Raw genomic sequence first — 4,112 nt, 5'->3', positions numbered from 1 at the left:
AGGTCTTGTATTTTTGAAAAAGTTACGCTAGGGATAATTTGTTAGTCCCCCCAGTATTTGTAAATACTGGTAGTAGAATGGGTAAATTTCAAAAAACACTATATTCATATAGTTAATTTGAAGCGAAACTTATATTTAATAAGAACGTTCAACGACTAGTTAAAATCCATCATATATGTATATATATTTATAATAATTATTAATATATTTATTAATGAAATAGATTTAATATAATTAAACAATTTATATTAGAATTAAATGAAATTATTATCTATAATAAAAAAAACAAACATTGATAAACCTTATAATTTCGATAATACAGATAGTTTAAAACATTTTCCTTCTTCTACTAGATATTGAGATAGTAGTATATTTATGTATAATAATAATAGTTTATCTTTGACATCTAATATTAGTCGGTTAGCTATAAAGTTTATTAGAAATTATTTTTATTTATATAATAAAATTATTGAACGTAAAATAAGAAGAAAAAAAATATATAATAGACGAAGAAAATTATCTATAAATAAAATTTTTCTTAGTAAAGGTGAATTTAAACATACAAATAATAAAGTAATAATTACTTTATATATTTATAATAAACAGAAAGATAATTATTTACTAAAATTAAAAAAAAGATATATAAATAAATTTTTAATAAATATTCTTAGTTTTAAAAAAAGTAATACTATTAAATCCTTATCATCTAAAAAAAATATATTATCTAATAAATTAATTTTATTAAAAAAATTAAAAAAAATAAGTATTAATGGTACTTTAGCTTTAATAGATGCTAATCTTTTCAAACCTAAAATCGTAAGAATATTAAAAGATTTACATCAAAAAAAAAAAATAAATAAATTTAAAATTGTATCTAAATATGTTAATAAATTTTATAAAAAATTTATGAAAAAATCTTTGAGAAGACTGTTTATATATACTTATTATAGAAGATTAATTTATGTTAATAAATCTAGATTTAACTATACTTATTTACAATATATTAAAAATAAATTACAAGTTTTATTTAATAAAAACATTGAATTTAATTTTATAAATTTAAAATACTTTTATTTAAATAGTGATATTCTTTCAGAGTCTATTTTGTTAAAAATACGAAAAAATAGAAGAAAATTAATAAAACATTTATCTAACTTAGAAAAAAAAGTAAAAATAAGAAAAAAAAAAGTTATAATAGGTGAATTAATTAAAAAAGAAAACTTAAATACAAAAAAATACTTTTATAATAATAGATTATTATATAAAAATATAATAAAAAATCTTAAATATAAACATATTTCTGGGTTTAGATTAGAAGCAAATGGTAGATTAACTAAAAGATATACAGCTTCTAAATCTATAAATAAAGTTAAATATAAAGGAAACTTATTAAATATAGATTCTTCATATAAAGGTTTATTTTCTGTATTATTAAGAAATAATTTAAATTCAAATTTACAATATACAAAATTAAATTCTAAAACTCGTATTGGTTCATTTGGATTAAAAGGTTGAGTAAGTGGAAATTAACTGAAAAATGAAAAGCATATATATACTAAAAATGAAAACATAGTCTGAACCATAATGAAAATTATGGAAAAAAATATTAATTTTTTGTTAACAAATTGAACAGGCTAATAAGCGCAAGAGAGTACAAATTGAGTGCGCGGTTTGGCACCTCGATGTCGGCTTAGCTCATCCACATGAATGCAAAAATCATGAAGGGTTCGACTGTTCGTCGATTAAAGAGCTACATGAGTTGGGTTTAATACGTCGTGAGACAGTATGGTTTCTATCTTCTAGAGGAAATTTGAGTAAAATAAAAATATCCCCTTTGTACGAAAGGAATTGGGTATGTTGACCTATAGTTTACTTGTTGTTTATTAAATAAGTATTTTAACTAAAGTACCATATTTTAATAGGCATAGCAAGAAAGCCACGTCAATTAAAGATAAGAGCTGAATGCATATAAGCACGAATCTTACTTTATTATACTCATATAAACGTATTACAATAATACGTATTAGGCTTTAATTGTAAGGACATATATGTCTTCAGGTATAAAGTACTAATGATTATTTTACTAAAAAATACAATTATAGGAATAATATTAAAGCCCGGTTAACATAAAAGTAATGTAACCGTTTTGTAATCGGTAGAAGTAAGTGCGATACTTACACTGGGCTTAGACCCAGTGGTCAAGTTGGTTAAGACATAACATTTTCACTGTTAAAACAAGAGTTCAAATCTCTTCTGGGTTATTAGCGGGTTAGTGTAATGTTAACATTTTTGGCTCATGACCAAAAGATTGGGGTGCAAATCCTCAACCCGCTTGTTTAGGGAAATTAGCTCAATGGTAGAGCAGTCGTTTTACACACGGATTGTTGAATGTTCAAGTCATTTATTTCCCATAATTTACTATTATCTTTAATTATATATATCTATTAATCATATAGGTGGATATAGTTTAAAGGTAAAACAACTATTTGTGGCATAGTTTATCCTTGTTCAAATCAAGGTATCCTCCCTTTATTAAAAATAAGCCTTTATAGCTCAATGGTAGAGCAATATACTGTTAATATATTGGTTAGATGTTCAAATCATCTTAGAGGCGTGTCACTTCGTGAAAGGCTATAGCTTAATGGTAGAGCCAACTGCTCATGACAGTTAAGGTGAGTGTTCAAGTCACTCTGGCCTTACAAAAACGGATTAATTTAAGGGTAAAATAATGTGTTTCGGCCACATCCATATAGGTTCGAATCCTATATCTGTTTAGCCTGCTTATTTTATTTTACTTCATCCGAGTGCTGGAATTGGTAGACAGGACGAACTTAAGCTTCGTTGATTTTAATCATAAACGTTCAAATCGTTTTTCGGATAGCTTTTACCATAATCAGAAATTTTTAAATTATTTTTCGTATAATGCTTTAGATAAATACCCCTCCCTTTTCAAGAAGTTAATATAAAAAAAGGGGATATAGTTTAATTGGTAAAACAGCGAATTTGCACTTCGTTAATTTAGGATCGAGTCCTGATATCTCCATGAATTAATTTACATCTTATAATTTCGTTTTATAAAAAAGCTCGAGAAGCTCAATTGGTTGAGCGGAACACTGAAGATGTTTAGGCTATAAGTTCAAATCTTATCTCGAGCATTTGATAGGTGTGCTGAAATTTGGTAACCAGGTTCCGCTTAGGACGGAATAGTTAATAACTTTACAAGTTCGAGTCTTGTCATCTATATAATTTAAAAATATATGTTGTCGACTAATTGGTAAGTCATAAATTTTTGGTATTTACTATTGAGTGTTCGATCCGCTCCAACATAAGTTAATTAACTTTTACAAGATTATAGTGAGCATACTAAATAATTTAATAATTATAATTTACCTTAAATTTATGTTTATAAATTTATTTTTAATATATTGTTGACTTTAATGACTTTAATTAATTACAATGTTTAAATAATATATCTAATAAAGTTGTATATCTAATTTTACAGTAAATAGTACATATAAAAAATTTTGAATATCCTTTATATTAAAGTATTATATTTTTATAAAGGTTATTTATATATTATGACTTTTTTTAGTATATTTAAAACTGTTTTTATAATTTGTTTTATATACTTTTTTTATAATTTTGATACAAGCTGCAAAAATAATAGGTACAGGTTTAGCTACAACTGGTCTTATAGGGGCCGGTGTAGGAATAGGTGTAGTTTTCGGTGCACTTATAATAGGTGTATCTAGAAATCCTTCTTTAAGAGGTCAACTATTTTCATATGCCATTTTAGGATTTGCTTTCGCTGAAGCAACAGGATTATTTGCATTAATGATGGCATTCCTTCTTTTATATGTTGCTTAATTTTTGTATAGTTTTTATACACATCTTTTTGCAAGAACGTTAATTTTTAACAAAATTTATAATAGATTTATCATTTAAATATTAACCTAGGTAAGTTTTAATTAATAAATGAGAATTTTAAAAAGTCATCCACTTTTAAAAATGGTAAATTCTTATGTAATTGATTCACCTCAACCATCTAACATAAGTTATTTATGAAACTTTGGATCTTTACTAGCTTTTTGTTTAATAATACAAATTATTAC

General features: G+C 24.5%; 2 protein-coding genes and 6 tRNA genes. All 8 read left to right on the top strand.

Annotated elements, in window-relative coordinates:
* Positions 1 to 399: 399 nt before the first annotated feature.
* The gene (locus ACYVEA_RS34255; protein WP_461117879.1) at positions 400 to 1,515 is read left to right on the top strand and encodes a hypothetical protein; all 1,116 of its coding nucleotides are present in this window, start codon (positions 400 to 402) and stop codon (positions 1,513 to 1,515) included.
* A gap of 673 nt (positions 1,516 to 2,188) precedes the next feature.
* Positions 2,189 to 2,261, top strand: a tRNA-Glu gene (locus ACYVEA_RS34250).
* A 78-nt stretch (positions 2,262 to 2,339) separates the two neighbouring features.
* A tRNA-Val gene (locus tag ACYVEA_RS34245) sits at positions 2,340 to 2,411 on the top strand.
* Between the two features lie 131 nt (positions 2,412 to 2,542).
* Positions 2,543 to 2,614, top strand: a tRNA-Asn gene (locus tag ACYVEA_RS34240).
* A 13-nt stretch (positions 2,615 to 2,627) separates the two neighbouring features.
* Positions 2,628 to 2,699: transfer RNA gene (locus ACYVEA_RS34235), tRNA-Met, on the top strand.
* A gap of 272 nt (positions 2,700 to 2,971) precedes the next feature.
* Positions 2,972 to 3,043 (top strand) — tRNA-Ala (locus tag ACYVEA_RS34230).
* A 39-nt stretch (positions 3,044 to 3,082) separates the two neighbouring features.
* Positions 3,083 to 3,155: transfer RNA gene (locus tag ACYVEA_RS34225), tRNA-Phe, on the top strand.
* A 487-nt stretch (positions 3,156 to 3,642) separates the two neighbouring features.
* Positions 3,643 to 3,867 (top strand): ATP synthase subunit C family protein, encoded by a 225-nt coding sequence (locus tag ACYVEA_RS34220; RefSeq protein WP_460504648.1) that lies wholly within the window; start codon positions 3,643 to 3,645, stop codon positions 3,865 to 3,867.
* Positions 3,868 to 4,112: the final 245 nt, after the last annotated feature.

It is taken from the genome of Spirosoma jeollabukense, assembly GCF_054777855.1.
The sequence above is the reverse complement of the archived record's forward strand: the minus strand, read 5'-3'. Positions and strand labels throughout refer to the sequence as shown.